This window comes from Brevirhabdus sp., from assembly GCF_052826345.1.
In genome coordinates, this window is sequence record NZ_JBRBUA010000058.1 from 1 (window position 1) to 17,743 (window position 17,743).

Here is a 17,743-nt window from a genome sequence, read left to right on the forward strand (position 1 = left end):
CACACGGGGCTACGCCCCAACAGATTTTAAGTCAGGTATGTCTACCATTCCATCACGCCCGCAGCACCCGGACGATCATTCCAGCACGCCCGCAGCACCCGGACGATAGGCAAGCGGACGGAAGATGAAAAGCCGGTTCTCGCGGCCAGAGTTCCTGCCCCGGCGTTTTCGGCAACATGCCATCTTCGGGCAGCCGCGGGTGCAGCGTCAGGGGCGCGGCGGTTCAGCGGCTGCGCACGATCCGGTGCGGCCCGGCAGGTCTGCGCCGATACGGATCAGGCGCCCGACACGCCGCCCATCAGCCCATCCATCGGGCCAAGCGTCGGCAAGGGCGCGAATGCCGCGTTCATGGCTTCATCCGCGCGCCGCCTGTCGCTTCTGTCAAATCGCACCGATGCGAGCGCTTGACCTCGGCACGCTCCTGGCGAAGGGTCTGTCGCATGTTTCCCATTCGCGACCATAACCCTTCGCTGAAAACGCCCTGGATCACCTACGGGCTGATCGGGCTGAACGTGCTGGTCTTTCTGCTCTACTGGCCCTTGTTTTCGGATGAGGCGCGGCTGTCGCAGTTCTTTTACGACTGGGCGATGATCCCGCGCCGCATCAGCGAGGGGACCCAGCTGCACACGCTCGTGACGGCCGCCTTCCTGCATGGCGGGATCATGCATATCGCGGGCAACATGCTGTTTCTCTGGATCTTCGGCGACAATCTGGAGGAGGAAATGGGCCACGGCGGCTTTCTCGCTTTCTATCTGGCCAGCGGCGTTCTGGCCAATGCGGCGCAGGTCCTGGCGGAACCCGGCTCGCCGGTTCCCACGGTCGGGGCGTCGGGCGCGATCGCGGGGGTGATGGGCGGCTATCTGCTGCTGTTTCCCCGCGCGAAGGTCGATATCCTGGTCATTTTCGTGATTTTCTTCCGCATTTTCACGCTGCCCGCCTGGGTGATGCTGGGCATATGGTTCGCGATACAGCTCTATAGCGGGGTGGGCAGCGCACCGGGCACGGGCGGGGTCGCCTATTGGGCCCATGCGGGCGGTTTCGCCGTGGGTCTGATCCTCAGCCTGCCGATATGGCTGCGGCGCGGCGGGCCTGCGTTCTGGGCGCGCACGCACGGCCACCCCCCGCATCCCGACGCGAACTACCGGATCAGCGCAAGTTCCATTCCCACGGTGAGGCGACGGAAATGAACGAATACAGGCTGACATGTCACTGCGGCGCGGTGGAGCTTTCGGTGACGCTCGCACGGGGGCTCGAGGACGCGCATCGCTGCGATTGTTCGTTCTGCCGCAGGCGCGCGGCCGCGACCTGTTCGGTGGCGCTGGATGATCTGGAGGTGCGGCGCGGGGCGGACAACCTCACCCTATATCAGTGGGGCACGCATACCGCGCGGCATTGGTTCTGCACGACCTGCGGGATCTACACCCACCACCGGCGGCGGTCCAACCCGAACGAATACGGGGTGAACCTCGGGGCGCTGAGGGGGGTGAACCCGCGCGATCTGGAACCGATCGGCTGGGTCGACGGCGTGAACCACCCCTCGGACGCCTGACGCGCGCCCGCAGGGGGGCAGATGCACGCGGGGGCGATTCCGCGGGCGCGGCCCCCGATGCCGCGTTCTTACTTGGTGATGAAGGATTTGATGATGTCGCTCAGCACATCGCCACTGTCGGCGAAGATCTGGACGGTGGCCGAGGCCAGCACGATCACACCCGCGCAGAGCACGACGAAATCGGTCGTGACCGCTCCGTCGCTGCGCCGGAAGAATCCTCCCCTGCGGGACATGATGGACCTGGCATGTTTCATCGGAGCAGGTTGAACGGCGGCGGCCCTCCGTAGAAGGCCTTAATGCGCAAAGCCGTCAGCTATTTCTGATGACTGCGGCAAATTTGTCGAAGATCGGCTCGTTGGCCACGATGATCTCGCCGTCGTCCAACACCCGTCCGTCGGGATTCAGCGGCTCGACGAAGCCGCCGGCCTCCTTGACGATCAGCATCCCCGCGGCCAGATCCCAGGCGTTCAGCCGACGCTCCCAGAAGCCGTCGTAGCGGCCCGCAGCCACATAGGCCAGATCGAGCGCGGCCGCGCCCCAGCGGCGCACCCCGGCGCAGCGCGGCAGCAGGCGGGCCAGATCCTGCAAGGTATCGGGCAGATCCGCGCGGCCGCCGAAGGGCAGCCCCGTCGCGAAGATGCATTCGATCATCCGGTGCCGCCCCGACACCCGCAGGCGCGATTCATTCATGAAGGCGCCGCCGCCCTTTTCGGCGGTGAACATCTCGTCCTTGGCCGGGTCGAACACCACCCCCGCGACGATCTCGCCCTTGTGCTCCAGCCCGATGGACACCGCCCAATGCGGCAGGCCGTGCAGGAAATTCGTCGTACCATCCAGCGGGTCGACCACCCAGCGGCGGGTGGGGTCCTTGCCCTCGATCTCATCCGATTCCTCGGCCAGCCAGCCGTAGTTCGGGCGCCCGGTCATCAGGTCTTCCTTGAGAATCGCCTCCGCGGCGAGATCGGCGCGGCTGACGAAATCGCCCGCGCCTTTCATCGACACCTGCAAGTTCTCGACCTCGCGGAAATCCTTGACCAGCGACCGGCCGGCACGCCGCGCGGCCTTGACCATGAGATTAAGGTTGGCACTGCCTTGCATCATCGCCGAAAGCTCCTTTTTTCAAGGTTCACGGCTATAGACCCCGAGCGCGCCTGTCACAAGAGGCTTTCCCCCCGCTGCAGCCGCAACGGCAACGTGCTGGCCAGCCGGATGAAATGCGCCATGAAGGGCTTCGTGGTGTCGATGGCGCGGGTCGCGGCATAAAGGCGGCGCGTCAGCCCGGTTTCGGTCAGGGGCTTGGTGACGTAATCCTTCGAGGTCCGCAGCTCCCTCACCACCCAGTCGGGCAGTACCGAAACCCCGCGATTCGACGCGACCAGCATCAGGATCACCGCCGTCAGCTCCACCTGCCGGATGCCGCGCGGCTCGACCTTGGCGGGGATCAGAAGCTGACTGAAGACATCCAGCCTTGCACGGTCGACCGGATAGGTGATCAGCAGTTGATCGCGGAAATCCTCGGCCACGATGAAATCCCGATCCGCAAGCGGATGCGCGCCTGCGGCCACGAACACCGGTTCATAATCGAACAGCGGTGTGAAATCGACGCCCGCCATCTTTTCGGGGTCGGAGGAGACGACGAGGTCCACCTCCTCGCGGCCCAGCGCGGGCAACGCCTCGAACGACAGGCCGGGGCGGATGTCGACATCGACCTCGGGCCAGGCCTGGCGGAACTGTTCCAGCACCGGCAGCAGCCATTCGAAACAGGCGTGGCACTCGATGGCGATATGCAGCCGCCCCGACTTGCCCGACCGGAGCGAGCGGAAGTCCTCCTCCAGGGCCGCTATCTCGGGCAGGACGCGTTCGGCCAGTTTCAGCAGCTTCATCCCGGCCGCAGACAGCTTCATCGGCTTGGACCGGCGCACGAACAGCTCCATCCCCGCCTGATCCTCCAGCCCCTTGATCTGATGGCTGAGCGCGGATTGCGTGATGTTGAGCATATCGGCCGCACGCGCCAGCCCGCCCGCCTCATGGATGGCTTTGACCGAGCGCAGATGCCGAAATTCCAGATGCATGCGGAACTCATATAGATGTTGAGAATTATGAATTTGTCTCACATCGTCATTCCTGCGACAAGCAGGAAAGCCACTATGATCGGATGACCCAGATGCCCGCGCCCAAAGTTTCCTTCGAGTTCTTCCCGCCCCAGTCGCTGGATGCCAGTTTTCGCCTGTGGGAAACCGTTCAGGCGCTCGCCCCGCTCAAGCCCGAGTTCGTTTCGGTCACCTATGGCGCCGGCGGCACGACCCGCAAGCTGACGCATGAGGCGGTGGAGACAATCCACAACCATTACCAGATGCCGGTCGCCGCGCATCTGACCTGTGTAGACGCCACGCGCGAGGACACGCTGAAAATCGCGCATTCCTATGCCGATGCGGGGGTGTCGCAGCTGGTGGCGCTGCGCGGTGACCCGCCCAAGGGCAGCGGCGGTTTCTGCGCCCATCCCGAGGGGTTTGCCAATTCGGTCGAGCTGATCGAGGCGCTTGCCGAGACCGGCCGCTTCACCCTGCGCGTGGGCGCCTACCCCGACCGCCATCCCGAAGCGCGCGACGATCAGGCGGATGTCGCCTACCTCAAACGCAAGATCGAGGCGGGCGCGACTTCTGCGATCACGCAGTTCTTCTTCGATGTGGAGACGTTCTTTCGCTTTCGCGACCGCTGCGTCAAGGCGGGCATCGACGCGCCCATCATTCCCGGCATCCTGCCCATCGACAATTGGGCGAAAGTGGCGAAATTCGCGGCCGGCTGCGGTGCGGTGATCCCGGCCGAGCTGCACGAAAGCTTTGCGCGGGCCGAACGCGACGGGCGCGCCGATCTGCTGAGCACGTCGCTCTGCGCGGAGATGTGCAGCGACCTGATCGACGGCGGCGTCGAGGAGCTGCATTTCTACACGCTCAACAAGCCCCGGCTGACGCGCGATGTCTGCCACGCCCTGGGCATCACCCCCGACGTGTCGCTGCAAAAGGTCGCCTGAGGCACGCGGGCCGGTCCCCCGCCCGTGCCGGATCAAGCCGATCGGGGCCGCGGGCGGTTGCTCCCGCCGCGCCGCGCGGCCTAGGTTGATCGCAGGCAGCGACAGCAAAGAGGGCGCGGCGTTGACAAAGGACACAACCAGCCCCAGGCAGGCGCTCTTGTCGCAGGACGAGATCCTTGCGCTGTCGGGGCTGGAATTCATGCAGGCCATTCTGGAGGGCCGCGCGCCCGAGCCGCCCATCGGCGCGGTCATGAACTTTCGCCTGCACGCGGTCGCCCCCGGCGAGGTCACCTTTCGCGGTGCGCCGCAAGCTGCGCATTTCAACCCGCTGTCCACCGTGCACGGCGGCTGGTACGGCACGATCCTCGACTCCGCGCTGGCCTGCGCCGTGATGACGACCGTACCGAAAGGTTCGGTCTACACGACGCTGGAATACAAGGTGAACCTCACCCGTTCGATCCCCGCGGGGATGGAGGTAGACGCCACCGCATGGGTCGAACACGCGGGCCGGTCCACCGGGGTCGCCTTCGCGCGCATCACCGGCGTGGAGGATGGCAAGACCTATGCGACCGGGTCCACCACCTGCATCATCATGCGCGCAGGCTGACGCGGTCGGCGGGCCTGTTCAGGGGAAATCCCGCGCGCGCAGCTGACGACGCGCGCAGTGTTCGGACATGCGGTGCAAGGGCCGCGGGCATCGAGCGGTCCGCGAAGGCGCCCGGCTTGGCCCGGATACGCTCTTGCGTGCACGCGCGGCGCTATCTCGTGGCCGAACGGTTGAACGACACGATCGCGCCCAGGCGTTCGCCGAATGACGGCGCCGCATCGGGCGCCGCGTCGGGCCCTTCGGCCACGGGGGGTCTGGGGGCGACATCGGCCTGTCGCAGGCCGGGATAGGGGGCGGCGCTGGGATGGATGGCTTCCGACGGGTCGCGTCCGACCTCGCGGCGGCGGCGGATGAAAAAGATCTTGCCCCAGCCGCGGAACGTGCCCACCGAGGGCGCGCCTGCATCCTGCGGGAACCTGTCGCGCCAGCCCTCGGGCAGAGTCAATCCGCAATCCACCGCCCGGTCCAGCATCCAGACAAGCGGAATATTCGCCAGCGGCCGCGCGCTGTCGACATCCAGCACATGCCCGCCCACATCCCCGTGCGAGCCGCGAAACCAGACCTGCTGGACCTCTCCGGGGTGGTCCTGGGGGCAGGACCAGATCACCGGCTCGAACGCCAGGCGCGTCTCGTCCAACGCCAGCGCGTGATAGCCATGCAGCACCGACCGTCCCAGCCTGTGGTTGTGAAAATCATGGTGCGGCAGCGACCAGCGCCACACAATCGGCATCCGAAGCCCCAGCGCCTTGACGGTATCCCAGACGCCCACCATCTGCACCGGCGTGTCCTTGTGGCAATAGCGGCGCGAGAACACGTTCGCCGCGCGGCTTTCGGCATTATAGCGATAATGGCGGTAGATCTGCCGGATGTTGCGTTCCGTGGCATGTTCGGCCTTGAGCAGCCCCAGCCGGTCGATCACCCCCGCCAGCGACCGCACCGCGAAGGCGCCGCGCGAAAAGCCGAAGAGGAAAATCCTGTCGCCGGGGCGGTAATGCGACGCGATGAAGCCGTAGGCGCGCTGGATCTGCCGGTTGATGCCGATGCCCACGATCACCTGATACGCATGGCGCAGCCCGTCCCACTGGATGCCCGGCTCATACAAGACCGACAGCCGGACGGAGGGCGAGACCTCCGCCAGCAGGCGGTAGGTCAGCCCGGCGTTGGTTTCCATGCCCGACTGGATCGTGCTCATCGTGCCGTCGAGCACCACGATGATATCCGCAGGCCCCCTTGCCAGACCCCGTGCGGGGCCGGATTTCCTGACGAGGCGCGCGCTTTTGCCAAGCCAGCGCCCCAACCAGTCATTCAGCCGCGATTTCAGTTCCATCATTGATCATCGACCACATGCGGTTCGGTGTGAAGGGCATGTCCACCTGACGAATGCCACGATCCCAGACGGCGTCGAGAACCGCATTCGCCACCGCCGCCAGCGCGCCGACGGTGCCCGCCTCTCCGCATCCTTTCATACCCAGCGGGTTCGCGGTAGAGGGCACGGGCTCTGTCGAGAAGGCGAACATCGGCAGCTCGGACGCACGCGGCATCCCGTAGTCCATGAAGGTCGCGGTCAGCAGCTGCCCGTCGGCGTCATGGACCACACGCTCGTTGATGGCCTGCCCGATGCCCTGCACGACGCCGCCATGCACCTGCCCCTCGGCCAGCATGGGGTTCATCAGAACGCCGAAATCATCGACCACCGTGTAGCGCGGCACGCTGACGTGGCCGGTCTCGGGGTCGATCTCGACCTCGCAGACATGCGCGCCATTGGGGTAGCTGCGCCCCGGCAGCTCCTCGCGGTGGTCGAAACGCAGCAGATCCGTGCGCCCGTTGCGGCGCGCCAGATCGGCCGCCTCGATCATGGTGAGGGTCCGGTTGCTGCCCGGCGCGCGGAATGCGCCATCCTGGAAATCGACCTGCTCCACGTCCCATTGCTGGGCGAGGAAGGGCGCGAAGGCCTCCTTCATCCTGGTGGCGGTGCCGCGGGTTACCGTGCCCTGCGTGGTGACCGACCGCGATCCGCCCGTGCCGCCGCCCTTGGCGATGCGGTCGCTGTCGCCCTGCACGACATGGATGCAGTCGTGCGGGATGCCGGTATATTCATGAAGGATCTGCGGATAGACCGTTTCATGGCCCTGCCCGTTCGACTGGGTGCCGACGTAAAGCGTGACGCTGCCGTCGTCGTTGAATTCGACCGCCGCGCCCTCGGACGGGTCGCCCAGGATCGACTCGATGTAATAGCACAGGCCGATGCCGCGCAGCTGGCCGCGCGCCTCCGAGCCGCGGCGACGCGCGGCGAACCCGTCGAGATCCGCCGCGCGCTCCGCACTGGCGAGCACCTTGTGGAAATCGCCCACGTCGTAGGTCTCGCCGGAGGCGGAGACATAGGGGAAGGCCGCGGCGGGGATGAAGTTGATCCGGCGCAGTTCCCAAGGGTCGAGGCCCAGCTCGCGCGCGGCATAATCCATCGCCCGTTCCAGAACGTAAATCGCCTCCGGACGGCCCGCGCCGCGATAGGCATCCACCTGCGTGGTGTTGGTGAACACGCCGCGCATGTTGAAATAGACCTGCTGCACGTCATAGCACCCGGTCAGCACCTTCAGCGCCAGCTCGGTCTGGATCGGCTGGGCATATTGGCTGTTGTAGGCGCCCATGTTGGCGATGCCGTCGACGCGATAGGCGATCAGCTTGTGATTCTCGTCAAAGGCCATCGACGCGGTCGAGGTCAGATCGCGTCCCGCATTGTCGCTGAGCATGGATTCGGTGCGGTCGGCGATCCAGCGCACCGGGCGGCCAAGGCTGCGCGCCGCATGGGCGACGCAAAAGGTTTCGGGGTAGTCCATCCCCTTCATGCCAAAGCCGCCGCCCACGTCGGGGGTGGTGACGCGCACTTGGGACGGATCGATGCGGAAGGTCCGCGCCAGCGCGGCCTTCGGCCCCCAGACGCCCTGCCCGTTCACGCAGACATGCAACCGGCCGTCGGCCTCCGTTTCGGCGTAGCAGCCGCGCGGTTCCATCGAATTGACGATGATGCGGTTGTCGTCGATGTCGAGCGTGACCACATGCGCCGCGCCGTCGAAGACCGCGCGCGTCGCCTGCTCGTCGCCGAAGGCCCAGTCGAACGCCAGGTTGTCGGGCGCCTCGTCATGCAGCGGCTCGCCGCCGGTGCTCAGCCCGATGTGGACGGGGCGTTCCTCGATGTCGAGTTCGATCGCCTCGGCGGCGTCGCGCGCCTCGATGTAGCTGTCCGCGATCACGGCCGCCACGGCCTCGCCCACGAAGCGCACCCGGCCGCGCGCCAGCAGCGGCCGGTCGGGCGCCGCGCCATTGCTGCCGTCGCGGTTCGGCACGGTCGTGGTGGGCATGTTGATGTCCAGCCCCGCCTCTGCCAGCCGATCGGCGGTCAGCACCATATGCACGCCCGGCATGGTCTCGGCCTCCGACACGTCGAGCGTGGCAATGTCGCCATGCGCCTGGGTCGAGCGCAGGAAATAGGCGTGGAGCGCGCCTTCGGGGGCGATGTCGTCGACGTATCTTCCGTCGCCGGTCAGAAAGCGCACGTCCTCTACCCGTTTGACCGATTGGCTGGTACCGAACTTATCCATGACAGTGCCTTATCCGAATGCTGTTTCGCGCCGGAGACTACCTGTCGTGCGTCCCGTGTCCAGTGCCTGCCCCCAATGAGCGGACATTGACCACCGATGCCGCGCCATAGCCGTTGAATCGCGTCGCGGTGACCTCGCAATAGGCGCCCATGCCGTGGATCAGCAGATGATCGTCCTCGGCCAGATCATCCGGCAACGACAGGCCCCGGGGCAGCTCATCGACGCTGTCGCAGGTGGGGCCGAAGACCTGGACGGGTCGGCGCGGACCGCGGCGCGGCCCCTCCGGGCCCAGCACGGTGACACGCTGCACCGCCCCCAGCAGCGGCGCTTCGGCCAGATGGCCGTAGATCCCGTCGTTGAGGAATACCGCCGCCCCGTCGCGGATCGCCTTCACCCGCAGCGCCAGCGCATAGCTTTCGGCCACCATCGCGCGGCCCGGCTCGCACAGCAGCCCGGGCATCTGCGCGAAGTCGCGGCGCGCCTGCGCGTCGATGGCGGCAAAGATCGCACCCAGATCCGGCCGCGCGCCGCCCCGGTCGGCCGCGAAGCCGCCGCCCACGTTCAGACGCCCCAGCCGCACCCGCGCCTCGCGCGCGATGCGTGCGGCCGTCGTGATATAGCTGCGCCACGCATCCGCCCCCTCGCATTGGGTGCCGGGATGGAAGGTCATCGCGGGCGCGAACCCGGCATCCGCGACCGCCCGCAGCAGCACGGCCGCATGGTCCGGCTCGGCCCCGAACTTGCTGCCGAAATCATAGATCCCGCCCCGCACCGGCAGCTTGAACCTCACCGCCACCTCCGTTCCGCGGGCGGGCACGGCGGCGACAAGCTTTGCCAGCTCCGACAGCGAGTCCACGGAATAGGACGCCACGCCCAGCGCGGCGGCCTCGGCCAGCTCGGCGCGGGAACGGACGGGGTTGTTGTAATGCAAGGCGGCGTCGCGCGACAGCCGCCGGATCGCGCGCATCTCGGGCACCGAGGCCACATCGAAGGCGGTGATCCCCGCCGAGAGCAACGCCTGCAAGACCTCGGGACGGTCGTTGGCCTTGACCGCATAGCTGACCAGACCGGGAAACCCCTCGATGAGGCGGCGCGCCGTGGCATGAAGCGTGTCGGGGTCGAAATAGAGGACCGGCCGGTCCGGCTGCGTGGCGTTGATGTGGTGCAGCGGGCTTTCCCACCGCGGCGGCGTCAGGTCCATGGCTTCGCCCCTCCCGTCGTTCTTTTCCTCGTCGATTCCAGAGGTGACATCCCCCCGCGGCGAATGACAGCGGCAGAGCGTCCGATTTTTCGTGCATCTCGGGCATTTCGCCGAGATGATCGGCAATATGGATGATCTTGATCGCAGGTTGATGGCTCTGCTCGCCGAAAATGCCCGCTGCTCCGTCGCGGTATTGGCGCGCAGGCTGCATGTCGCGCGCACGACGGTGCAGGCGCGGATCGACCGGCTGGAAACCAGCGGCGCGATCGCGGGCTATACGCTGCGGCGCGGCGGCGCGAGCGACGCCCGGCGCATTGACGCGACGGTTCTCGTGCAGGTCGACCCGCGCGCCACCGCCGCCGTCCTGCAACGGCTGCGCCAGATTTCGCAGGTGGTGCTGATCCATACGGCCTCGGGCCGGTTCGATCTGATCCTGAAAATCGCCGCCGAGACCACGCAGGAACTGGACGGTACGCTGGACGCGATCGGGGCGATCCCCGGCGTGCGGTCTTCCGAGAGTCTGATCCACCTGTCGACCAAGCTGGACCGCCGCAGCTGACGCGGGATACCGCCGCACCGTCGCGCCCCGCCCCGCATCCGGGCGGCGTCACATCTTCGACAGCTTTTCCTGTAGCTCCGCCAACTGGCGCTTGATGTCTTTCAGATCCTTGTCGTCCGGCTTGTCGTCGCGGTCCATCTCAGGCCCCGAGCTGCCGCCGATACCGCCGGTGATCGCCTTCATGAAGGCGCGCTGCTGCGCCTGCATCGCCTCGAACCCGGGCATCTGCGCCATCGGGTTGGGCAATGTGGTCAGGTTCTGCATGATCTTTGACTGCCCGTCGCGCAGCATGTCGAAGGACATTTCCAGAAACTGCGGGACCACGCTGCGCGCCTGCGAGGAATAGCTGCGTACCAGATCGTTGAGAACCTCGAGCGGCAGCACGTTCTCGCCGCGCCCTTCGTGTTCGGCGATGATCTGCAACAGATACTGCCGGGTCAGGTCGTCGCCGCTTTTCAGATCGACGATCTTTACCTCCCGCCCGTTGCGGATGAAACCTGCGATATCTTCCAGCGTGACGTAATCGCTGGTCTCGGTGTTATACAACCGCCGACTAGCATATCGCTTTATCAGCAACGGTTTATCGCTTGTCGCCACGACGGCCCCCCGAATGTGCAGATTGCAATGCGAAGCAAGCCTATTGCACTGCGGCACAAAAAGAAAGGGCGGGCCAATGGCCCGCCAGGTTCGGCTTTTGGGGGAGGAGACCACCGTGCCGAAACGCGATCTTACTTGGAGGCGGCAGTCGTCTTGCGCGCCGCGTTGGTCACGTCCTCGCCGGTCTTGCGAGCGGCAGCGGTCATGTCCTGCGAAGCGTCCTTGCCGGCCGCCATCAACAGCTCGACGGTTTCCATCTGGACCTTCTTGGCGACCTCGGCATAGGCGGCCAGGTTCTCGGATGCGATTTCCGCGGAAGCCGAGGCAAAATCGCTCATCGCCTTGCCGTAGGCCGCAGGCTCTTCCTTGACGGAGGTGATCGCGCCCATCTGGGCCAGCGTGTCGCGCGTCCAGCGCGAGGAGATCTCATGCGACTTTTCGGCCGCTTCCAATGCAACGCGGGACATCTTTTCGCCCAGCTTGGCAGAGTTGCGGAACGCGTCGCCCATGGCAGCGCTGTCCATCGGAAAGGCGCCCATGAAGTCGTTCATCGCCTTGGAGTAATCTTGGGTCTTGGCCATCTTGAAAATCCTTTCGACTTGCTGCGGCGGGGGCACCGCGTTTTCTGCGTCTGCACCCTACTTACACGCTGCGTCGCAGCATTTCAAGTTTTTTCTGCACCGCAGCATGAAAGGATCCGGGTGGCCCTGCCCCGGAAAGCCTGTCCGCCCCCAGCCGCCACGCGTCGTCAGGGCCGCCGCGTGCGGGGCATGGTGAAGGTAAAGCGGACCGTCCCGTCGCGCGCTTCGGCACACAGCATGCCCGCGTGGCTCTTGGCGATTTCGGAGGCTATGTACAGCCCGAGCCCCAGCCCCTCCCGGCGGACCGTGCCGTCGAAGCGGCGGAAGGGTGTGAAATTGCCCTCCAGCATGTCCGCGGGCAAGCCATCGCCGTTGTTGAGCACGCGCAGCTCGAAGACGGTGGCGTTGGCGGTTGCCGAAACCTCGACGGGGCCGTCCGCGTCGCCGTGCTGCAGCGCGTTGGACAGAAGGTTGGACGACAATTGCGCGATGCGCGCCGTGTCGCAGACAACGGGCCCGTCGACCCGCATCTTGGTGACGATCTGCCGGTCGGGATGCGCCTGCCGCAATTCGGCGACCGTCTGCTCCAGTACCTGCGCCAGATCCGTTGCCGGTTCCGCGCGGATGGCGATACCGCCGCCCATCCGCCCGCGCGCGAAATCCAGCGTGTCGCGCACCAGGTTTTCCATCCGCTGGCTCGACGCCTCGATCAGATCCAGCAGCCTGACCTCCTCCGCCCCCGACACCCGCCGTCGCAGCAGCCCCAGCCCCGCGTTGATCGCGGCCAGCGGATTGCGCAGGTCATGGCCCAGCACGGCGACGAATTGCTCGCGCAGCACCGAAACCTCCCGTTCCTGCGCCAGCCGGGAACGTGCCTCGTCCAGATCGTCCTGCGTCACCAGTTGCTGACCGATCAGCTGCGCGAACAGCTCGAACAGCTTCATGTTACGATCCGTCACCACATGTTTGGGATCGGAATCCAACGCGCAGAGCGTGCCGAAGTTGGAGCCGTCGGCGCGCACGATCGGCACCGAGATATAGCTTTCGATCCCGTAGAGCTTGGGAATGGGATCGTGGCTGTAGATCGGATCCTGCGTGGCGTGATCGAAGGCCACGGGCGTGTGGCTTCTGACAACGCGGTCGCAAAAGGTCTTGTCGATTTCCAGCTCATCGCCCGAGACCATGCCGAAATCGAGCGTGTCGCGCACCGCGCAGGCTGTCCAGTTGGTATCGGTCACCCGCGCAATCACCGCAAAGCGCATCCCCGTGACATCGCTGAGAACCTGGAGGATCGAAGGCACCGTATCCAGCGCCTTGATCTGCTCCACGTCCCTCGCAATTTCCGGTGACACCATTGCCCGATTCCTCGATAATTTCCCGCTCCGCGGCAATCAAATTCTTCTATTCTTTGGGTGTAGGCAAGACGTAGGTGCCCGGCGCCGCGCCGCGTACGGGATAGGACGCAGACCCCGGCGTGCGGGCGTCCACCATTTTGCCCGACCGCCTGGAAAGCCAGTCGATCCAGCGCGGCCACCAGGACACGGGATGAAATTCACTCCCCTCGCGCCAGGCATCGGGGTCGCCCTCCATCGCGGTGTCCGAGATGTAGTGGCCGTATTTGTTGCGCGACGGCGGATTGACGATGCCCGCGATATGGCCGGACTGCGACAGCACGAAGGTCTTGTCGCGCCCGCCCATCCGGCTGACTCCGCAAAAGCTCGATTTCCACGCCGCGATATGGTCGGTTTCGCAGGCCACGGCAAAAACCGGCACGTTCACGTCCCTCAGGGTGACCTTCTCGCCCAGCACCTCGAAGCCATCGGTCGCGAACTGATTGTCCTGGCAGAGCCCGCGCAGATATTCCATCGCCATGCGTCCCGGCAGGTTGGTGCTGTCGCCGTTCCAGTACAGCAGATCGAAGGCGGGCGGCGCCTCGCCCATCATGTAGCTGCGGATTGCGGGCTGATAGATCAGATCGTTGGACCGCAGGTAGGAAAAGGTGCGCGACATGAAGAACGAATGCAGCAGCCCGTCCTCGGCCACCTGCCGCTCGATCCCGGAGACGAAGTCATCGTCCAGAAAGACACTCATCTCGCCCTGATCGGCGAAATCGGTCATGGTGGTGAAGAACGTGGCGGAGCGGACGGATTTATCCCCCGTCCGGTTCATTCGCGCCAGGCTCAGCGCCAGCGTGGTGCCCGCGATGCAATAGCCCACCGCATTGACCTTGGGCTGCGCGGTTATCTCCTTGACGACCTCGATCGCCTTGAACACGCCGTCGCGGACATACCCGTCCATCCCCACGTCGGCATAGGACGCGTCGGGGTTCACCCAGCTGACCACGAACAGCGTGTAGCCCTGATCCACCACCCATTTGATCAGGCTGTTCTGCGGCTTGAGGTCCAGAATGTAGAATTTGTTGATCCAGGGCGGAAACAGCACCAGCGGCACCGCCTTCACCTTGTCGGTGGTCGGCGCGTATTGGATCAGCTCGAACATCTCGTTGCGAAACACGACCGATCCTTCGGTGGCGGCCAGATTCTCGCCCAGCACGAAGGCCTCGCGGTCGGCCAGCGTCACCAGCAGGTCGCCGTCGTTGGCCTCTATGTCGCGCACCAGGTTTTCCATCCCCCTGACCAGCGACTGCCCGTCGGTCGCGACCGCCCGTTCCAGCGCGTCCGGGTTGGTGCCCAGGAAATTCGGCGGCGCCATCATGTCGATGATCTGCTGGGCGAAGAATTCCACGCGCCGTTGATCGCGACCGTCCAGCCCCTCAAGCCCCTGCACGGCCTCGCGGATGGCGTCGGAGGTCGTGAGATACTGATTTTTGATGTAGTTGAAATAGGGGTGGGTCTGCCACAGCGGATTGGCGAAACGCCTGTCGGCGGGCCGACCGTCCTGCGCCTTGTCGTCGGGCACCATGCGACCCTGCCCCAGCGCCTGGCCGGCCTCGACGAAATGGCTCAGAACCTTGCCCCAATAGCCGGCCTGGGTTTCGATGATGCGCGCGGGATTGGACATCATTTCGCCCATGTAGGCCGTCGCGGCCTTCATGTAGAGATCGCTGCCCGGCCCCTGCAGGCCCGGATCCGCGGGCCGCCTGTGCGAAATGGCGGCGACCAGACGCTTGGAAAGCTCATCCATCTTGGCAAGATTGGCGTTGAGCCTCTCGAGATCCTGAACGCCGTGTTGCGCGTGCGGGGGGTCGTCATCAGTTGCCATGAGGTCGGGTTGCTCCTATCTTGCTGCGGGTGCAGCATGGCGGTGCGGGAAATCCGCTGCAAAGCGGCGCTGCGCGCCGTGGGGCCGGAAAAGGATGTAATATGAAATACATGTTCACCTATGACATGATGGAGACCGCGCGCAATACGAACCAGTGGTTGGGGTCCACGGCCTCGACAATGGCATCCTATCCGATTTTCGGACTGGCTGCGAACCCCTGGATTCAGCTGACCGCCGCCTGGGGCGAAGTCGCGGAGCGGAGCTTCGCGCGCATGGTGGCCAAGCCCGACTGGAACATCCGCTCGGTGGTGGGACTGGACGGGCGCGACCACCTGGTGGAGGTCGAAACCGTCCATAGCCGCCCGTTCTGCAACCTGGTCAAATTCGACGTCCAGGGGCGCGCGCCGATGCCGCGGCGCATCCTGCTCATCGCGCCGATGTCGGGCCATTACGCGACGCTGCTGCGGTCCACCGTGTCCAGCCTACTGCCCGATGCCGACGTCTACATCACCGACTGGCAAAACGCGCGCGACATCCCGGTGTCCGCGGGCAAGTTCGACATCGAGGATTATACCCTCTACCTCGTCGACTTCATGAAGCGGATCGGCCCGGACATCCATGTGATCGCCGTCTGCCAACCCGCGCCCCTGGCCCTGGCCGCCACCGCCTATCTGGCGGAAGACGCCCCCGAGGCGCAGCCGCGCAGCCTGACCCTGATCGGCGGGCCGATCGACCCCGACGCCACGCCCACCGATGTCACCGACTTCGGGCGCCGTGTCACGATGGGCCAGCTGGAACGCTCCGCGATCCAGCGCGTCGGTTTCAAATACGCGGGCGCGGGGCGCATGGTCTATCCCGGCCTGCTGCAACTCGCCTCGTTCATGTCGATGAACAGCGACCGCCACGCCGAGGCGTTCCGCGACCAGATCCTGCGCGTGGCCCAGGGCAAGAGCGGCGAGCATGACAGTCACAACCGCTTCTACGACGAATACCTCGCGGTGATGGACATGCCCGCGGAATTCTATCTCTCGACCGTGCAGCGCATTTTCAAGGAGCGCGAGATCGCGCGGAACCGCTTTGTCGTCGACGGGCGCCGGGTCGATATCGGCAAGATCACCACCGTCGCGGTCAAGACCGTCGAAGGGTCCAAGGACGACATTTCCGCCCCCGGCCAATGCGTCGCGGCGCTGGATCTGCTGACCGGCCTGCCCGACGACAAGAAAGCCAGCCACCTGGAAGAAGGCGCCGGTCACTACGGGATCTTCGCGGGGAAATCCTGGCGCAACAACATCCGCCCGCTGGTACTGGATTTCATCGACGCCAATGCCGAGGCGCCGACGGCATCCGGCAAATCCGGCAAATCCGACGGCCCCGGCAAGGGCAAACTCGTCGCGCTGAGCTGAACGCGACCGCCGCGCGGCGTGCTAACGCGGCGGCGCCCGACGCTCCGCCACCTCGGCGATGGCCTGCGTGATCGCCTTCAGGCAGTCGGGCGTGGAAAACCTGTGATCCGCGCCCTTGACCAGAAGCAGGCGCAGATCCGGCCCCTCGGCATGGTCCAGCAGCCGCAGCGCAACCGATGTATCGACATCGGCGTCGGCCGTGCCCTGCAACATGCGCACCGGGAACGGCAACCGCAACGGCTGGCGCAGGACCAGATTTTCGCGGCCGTCTTCGATCAGCCTGCGCGTGATCACCAGATCCTCGCCGTATTCCGACGGCAGCGCGACCTGCCCGTCGCGGTCCAGCTGGCGCCGCTGATCCTGGGTGAACCCGGCCCACATGCCGTCCTCGGTGAAATCGGGCGCCGCGGCGATGGTCACCAGACCCGCGATGGGCAGCCCCGCGCGCCGCGCCAGCAACAGGGCGATCCAGCCGCCCATGGAGGAGCCCACCAGGACCTGCGGCCCTTCGGTCAGCGCGGCGATCGCCTCATGTGCGTCCTGCGCCCAGTCGCCGATGCAGCCCTCGGCAAAGCGGCCGTCCGACTGCCCGTGCCCCGAATAGTCGAAGCGCAGGAACGCGTGCCCCGCCTCTTTCGCCCACCGCTCCAGCTCGACGGCCTTGGTGCCCTGCATGTCGGATCGAAAGCCCCCCAGGAATACCACACCCGGCCCCCCCACGTCTGGCGTGACCCGGCTGCGGCAATAGGCGATGCGCCGCCCCTGGGGCGTCTCGAAGAGGGAGGTTTCAGACATGGCTCGACTCCGATTTAACAACTTGAAGATGAGAGGCTTTTAGCCACTCCGGCTTTGCATTCGTGCAGATTGACAGCGAATTTCAATGCTACCTATGTTTCCGGATGGATAACGTATTAAAAGCGCTCAGCGATCCGGCGCGCCGGGCAATGATTGTCAGTTTGCATCGCGAGGACGGCCAGACCCTGCGACAGTTGGAAAAGCAATTCGACATGTCACGTTTCGGCGTGATGCGCCACCTGTCCGTGCTGGAGGAGGCCTCCCTCATCACCACGGTCCGCAAGGGGCGCTTCAAGCACCATTACCTCAACACCGCCCCCCTGCGCGAAGTGCAGGACAAATGGTTCCGCCCGCTGCTGGAAGCCCCTGCGGGCGTCGTGTGCACGGGCTAGCTGTTCGATCCCGGCATCCGGTGGATCGGGTTCGAGATGACCCTGCCGGACTGGAATGTTCGGATGTTGCAGATCCTTGCAGATGCATTCGCAAGGTGTGAGGTCGCCGCGGGTCTTGCGCCTGCGCGCAAAATCGCAGGCCGCCCATGACGTTGCAGGTCGGCGATAATGCTTCCTTACATCCCTGAAAAGGATCGCACCATCAGA

At 65.5% G+C, this 17,743-nt stretch carries 18 protein-coding genes; 7 read left to right on the forward strand and 11 right to left on the reverse strand.

Annotation, left to right across the window (positions count from 1 at the left end; all coding sequences use genetic code 11):
* Positions 1 to 440 precede the first annotated feature (440 nt).
* Positions 441 to 1,187 (forward strand): rhomboid family intramembrane serine protease, encoded by a 747-nt coding sequence (locus ACU0BR_RS06870; protein ID WP_446156107.1) that lies wholly within the window; start codon positions 441 to 443, stop codon positions 1,185 to 1,187.
* Positions 1,184 to 1,549, forward strand: a complete 366-nt coding sequence (locus tag ACU0BR_RS06875) for a GFA family protein (protein ID WP_446156108.1) — start codon at positions 1,184 to 1,186, stop codon at positions 1,547 to 1,549. The genes ACU0BR_RS06870 and ACU0BR_RS06875 overlap by 4 nt, the downstream gene beginning before the upstream one ends.
* A 68-nt stretch (positions 1,550 to 1,617) precedes the next feature.
* Here the strand turns inward: ACU0BR_RS06875 and ACU0BR_RS06880 are convergent, their stop codons facing one another.
* From ACU0BR_RS06880 to ACU0BR_RS06890, 3 genes are all read right to left on the reverse strand, one after another.
* A complete protein-coding gene (locus ACU0BR_RS06880; protein WP_446156109.1) occupies positions 1,618 to 1,782 on the reverse strand; it encodes a hypothetical protein in 165 nt (54 codons plus the stop codon).
* Positions 1,783 to 1,858: 76 nt separating this feature from the next.
* Complete coding sequence (locus tag ACU0BR_RS06885; RefSeq protein ID WP_446156155.1) at positions 1,859 to 2,647, reverse strand: inositol monophosphatase family protein; 789 nt, start codon at positions 2,645 to 2,647, stop codon at positions 1,859 to 1,861.
* A 56-nt stretch (positions 2,648 to 2,703) separates the two neighbouring features.
* Complete coding sequence (locus tag ACU0BR_RS06890) at positions 2,704 to 3,621, reverse strand: LysR substrate-binding domain-containing protein (protein WP_446156110.1); 918 nt, start codon at positions 3,619 to 3,621, stop codon at positions 2,704 to 2,706.
* 92 nt (positions 3,622 to 3,713) lie between these two features.
* On the opposite strand from ACU0BR_RS06890, the gene metF reads away from it, so the two are divergent.
* On the forward strand, positions 3,714 to 4,580 hold the full coding sequence (metF, locus tag ACU0BR_RS06895; RefSeq protein WP_446156111.1) for a methylenetetrahydrofolate reductase [NAD(P)H]: 867 nt from the start codon (positions 3,714 to 3,716) through the stop codon (positions 4,578 to 4,580).
* Between the two features lie 121 nt (positions 4,581 to 4,701).
* Positions 4,702 to 5,187: a PaaI family thioesterase gene (locus tag ACU0BR_RS06900; protein WP_446156112.1), complete on the forward strand. Its 486-nt coding sequence runs from the start codon at positions 4,702 to 4,704 to the stop codon at positions 5,185 to 5,187.
* Positions 5,188 to 5,338: 151 nt separating this feature from the next.
* Here ACU0BR_RS06900 and ACU0BR_RS06905 read toward each other — a convergent pair whose 3' ends face one another.
* The 3 genes from ACU0BR_RS06905 to ACU0BR_RS06915 are packed head-to-tail and all read right to left on the reverse strand — an operon-like array spanning position 5,339 to position 9,987.
* On the reverse strand, positions 5,339 to 6,514 hold the full coding sequence (locus tag ACU0BR_RS06905; protein ID WP_446156113.1) for a DUF2235 domain-containing protein: 1,176 nt from the start codon (positions 6,512 to 6,514) through the stop codon (positions 5,339 to 5,341).
* On the reverse strand, positions 6,489 to 8,786 hold the full coding sequence (locus tag ACU0BR_RS06910; protein ID WP_446156114.1) for a xanthine dehydrogenase family protein molybdopterin-binding subunit: 2,298 nt from the start codon (positions 8,784 to 8,786) through the stop codon (positions 6,489 to 6,491). Before ACU0BR_RS06910 ends, ACU0BR_RS06905 begins: the two co-directional genes overlap by 26 nt.
* 37 nt (positions 8,787 to 8,823) lie before the next feature.
* Positions 8,824 to 9,987, reverse strand: a complete 1,164-nt coding sequence (locus tag ACU0BR_RS06915) for an alanine racemase (RefSeq protein ID WP_446156115.1) — start codon at positions 9,985 to 9,987, stop codon at positions 8,824 to 8,826.
* Between the two features lie 127 nt (positions 9,988 to 10,114).
* Between ACU0BR_RS06915 and ACU0BR_RS06920 the strand changes: the two genes are divergently transcribed.
* Entirely contained in the window at positions 10,115 to 10,546 is a 432-nt protein-coding gene (locus ACU0BR_RS06920; protein WP_446156116.1) for an Lrp/AsnC family transcriptional regulator, read from the forward strand.
* Positions 10,547 to 10,594: 48 nt separating this feature from the next.
* On the opposite strand, the gene phaR is transcribed toward ACU0BR_RS06920, so the two are convergent.
* The 4 genes from phaR to ACU0BR_RS06940 all read right to left on the reverse strand — a co-directional run bounded on the left by phaR (position 10,595) and on the right by ACU0BR_RS06940 (position 14,946).
* Entirely contained in the window at positions 10,595 to 11,143 is a 549-nt protein-coding gene (gene phaR / locus ACU0BR_RS06925) for a polyhydroxyalkanoate synthesis repressor PhaR (protein ID WP_446156117.1), read from the reverse strand.
* Between the two features lie 131 nt (positions 11,144 to 11,274).
* Positions 11,275 to 11,724 (reverse strand): Phasin, encoded by a 450-nt coding sequence (locus tag ACU0BR_RS06930; protein ID WP_446156118.1) that lies wholly within the window; start codon positions 11,722 to 11,724, stop codon positions 11,275 to 11,277.
* 167 nt (positions 11,725 to 11,891) lie between these two features.
* Positions 11,892 to 13,079: a GAF domain-containing sensor histidine kinase gene (locus tag ACU0BR_RS06935; protein WP_446156119.1), complete on the reverse strand. Its 1,188-nt coding sequence runs from the start codon at positions 13,077 to 13,079 to the stop codon at positions 11,892 to 11,894.
* A 46-nt stretch (positions 13,080 to 13,125) separates the two neighbouring features.
* Positions 13,126 to 14,946, reverse strand: a complete 1,821-nt coding sequence (locus tag ACU0BR_RS06940; protein WP_446156120.1) for a PHA/PHB synthase family protein — start codon at positions 14,944 to 14,946, stop codon at positions 13,126 to 13,128.
* 101 nt (positions 14,947 to 15,047) lie between these two features.
* Here ACU0BR_RS06940 and phaZ point away from each other — a divergent pair, with 101 nt between their 5' ends.
* Complete coding sequence (gene phaZ, locus ACU0BR_RS06945) at positions 15,048 to 16,349, forward strand: polyhydroxyalkanoate depolymerase (protein ID WP_446156121.1); 1,302 nt, start codon at positions 15,048 to 15,050, stop codon at positions 16,347 to 16,349.
* Positions 16,350 to 16,370: 21 nt separating this feature from the next.
* Here phaZ and ACU0BR_RS06950 read toward each other — a convergent pair whose 3' ends face one another.
* A complete protein-coding gene (locus ACU0BR_RS06950; protein WP_446156122.1) occupies positions 16,371 to 17,144 on the reverse strand; it encodes an alpha/beta hydrolase in 774 nt (257 codons plus the stop codon).
* Positions 17,145 to 17,248: 104 nt separating this feature from the next.
* Between ACU0BR_RS06950 and ACU0BR_RS06955 the strand changes: the two genes are divergently transcribed.
* On the forward strand, positions 17,249 to 17,536 hold the full coding sequence (locus ACU0BR_RS06955; RefSeq protein WP_446156156.1) for an ArsR/SmtB family transcription factor: 288 nt from the start codon (positions 17,249 to 17,251) through the stop codon (positions 17,534 to 17,536).
* Positions 17,537 to 17,743: the final 207 nt, after the last annotated feature.

Coding starts and splice junctions, on each gene's coding strand:
- ACU0BR_RS06870 (WP_446156107.1), top strand. CDS start 441: ATGTTTCCCATTCGCGACCATAACCCTTCGCTGAAAACGCCCTGGATC.
- ACU0BR_RS06875 (WP_446156108.1), top strand. CDS start 1,184: ATGAACGAATACAGGCTGACATGTCACTGCGGCGCGGTGGAGCTTTCG.
- ACU0BR_RS06880 (WP_446156109.1), bottom strand. CDS start 1,782: ATGTCCCGCAGGGGAGGATTCTTCCGGCGCAGCGACGGAGCGGTCACG.
- ACU0BR_RS06885 (WP_446156155.1), bottom strand. CDS start 2,647: ATGCAAGGCAGTGCCAACCTTAATCTCATGGTCAAGGCCGCGCGGCGT.
- ACU0BR_RS06890 (WP_446156110.1), bottom strand. CDS start 3,621: ATGCATCTGGAATTTCGGCATCTGCGCTCGGTCAAAGCCATCCATGAG.
- metF (WP_446156111.1), top strand. CDS start 3,714: ATGCCCGCGCCCAAAGTTTCCTTCGAGTTCTTCCCGCCCCAGTCGCTG.
- ACU0BR_RS06905 (WP_446156113.1), bottom strand. CDS start 6,514: ATGGAACTGAAATCGCGGCTGAATGACTGGTTGGGGCGCTGGCTTGGC.
- ACU0BR_RS06910 (WP_446156114.1), bottom strand. CDS start 8,786: ATGGATAAGTTCGGTACCAGCCAATCGGTCAAACGGGTAGAGGACGTG.
- ACU0BR_RS06915 (WP_446156115.1), bottom strand. CDS start 9,987: ATGGACCTGACGCCGCCGCGGTGGGAAAGCCCGCTGCACCACATCAAC.
- ACU0BR_RS06920 (WP_446156116.1), top strand. CDS start 10,115: ATGGATGATCTTGATCGCAGGTTGATGGCTCTGCTCGCCGAAAATGCC.
- ACU0BR_RS06930 (WP_446156118.1), bottom strand. CDS start 11,724: ATGGCCAAGACCCAAGATTACTCCAAGGCGATGAACGACTTCATGGGC.
- ACU0BR_RS06935 (WP_446156119.1), bottom strand. CDS start 13,079: ATGGTGTCACCGGAAATTGCGAGGGACGTGGAGCAGATCAAGGCGCTG.
- ACU0BR_RS06940 (WP_446156120.1), bottom strand. CDS start 14,946: ATGGCAACTGATGACGACCCCCCGCACGCGCAACACGGCGTTCAGGAT.
- phaZ (WP_446156121.1), top strand. CDS start 15,048: ATGAAATACATGTTCACCTATGACATGATGGAGACCGCGCGCAATACG.
- ACU0BR_RS06950 (WP_446156122.1), bottom strand. CDS start 17,144: ATGTCTGAAACCTCCCTCTTCGAGACGCCCCAGGGGCGGCGCATCGCC.
- ACU0BR_RS06955 (WP_446156156.1), top strand. CDS start 17,249: ATGGATAACGTATTAAAAGCGCTCAGCGATCCGGCGCGCCGGGCAATG.